Source organism: Streptomyces cinnamoneus, assembly GCF_014650495.1.
Classification (GTDB): Bacteria; Actinomycetota; Actinomycetes; order Streptomycetales; family Streptomycetaceae; genus Streptomyces; species Streptomyces cinnamoneus.
Genome location: NZ_BMVB01000083.1, coordinates 1 through 724, shown reverse-complemented (window position 1 = coordinate 724; position 724 = coordinate 1). Strand labels below are relative to the sequence as shown.

Genomic DNA, 724 nt, shown 5'->3' with positions numbered 1-724 from the left:
AGGCTGCGGGCGGTGATGTTGCCGTAGGCGGTGGTTGCGTGGATGGTCAGGTGGGGGGTGGGGCCGTCGGTGTTGTTGAGCGTGTTGTGGATGCGGCCGTAGCTGGTGCCGGCGTCCAGGGAGGCGGAGGCTCCGCGGGTGGCGCCGACGGTGATGTCGCCGTACGCGGTGTGCAGGGTGAGGGTGCCGTGGGTGGCTTCGGTGATGTGGAGGTTGCCCTTTTGGGTGCTGATCTGTGCGGGGCCGTTCAGGCGGCCGACGGAGATGTCGCCGGCCTGGAGGGTGAGGCGGGCGCTTTCGGCCTCGTCGAGCTTGACGGGGCCGAGGGCGCCCTCGACGGTGACGTCGCCGAGGCGTCCGACGCCCCGGATCTCGGCGGCGGCGGCCTTCGCCTCGATGCGGGAGCCGGCGGGCAGCTGGACCGTGACCTCGACGGACCCGGAGTTGCCCAGGACCTTGTTCTTCGCTGCCGGGGCGTGGATCCGCAGGACGCCGTCGGCGTAGGCGACCTCGATCTGCTCCGCGGCCTTGACGTCCCGGCCCTTGGAGGCGTTCGCGGGCAGGACCTCGACGGTGGTGTCGGCGCGGTCGGCGGCGATGAAGCGGATGCTGCCCGCGGGGATGTCGAGGACGGCGGCGATCGGGGCGGCGGTGGCGAACTTCTGCATGATGGCTTTTCCTTCGGCGTTGTCGTTTCTGACTCCGCAAAAGCTACGTTGCGTTC

1 protein-coding gene is annotated in these 724 nt (G+C 70.3%); it reads right to left on the bottom strand.

From position 1 onward, the window contains the following. Nucleotides 1-668 (bottom strand): DUF4097 family beta strand repeat-containing protein (locus tag IE182_RS31565; RefSeq protein ID WP_190113423.1); only part of this gene is annotated, 668 nt, incomplete at its 3' end. Nucleotides 669-724: the final 56 nt, after the last annotated feature.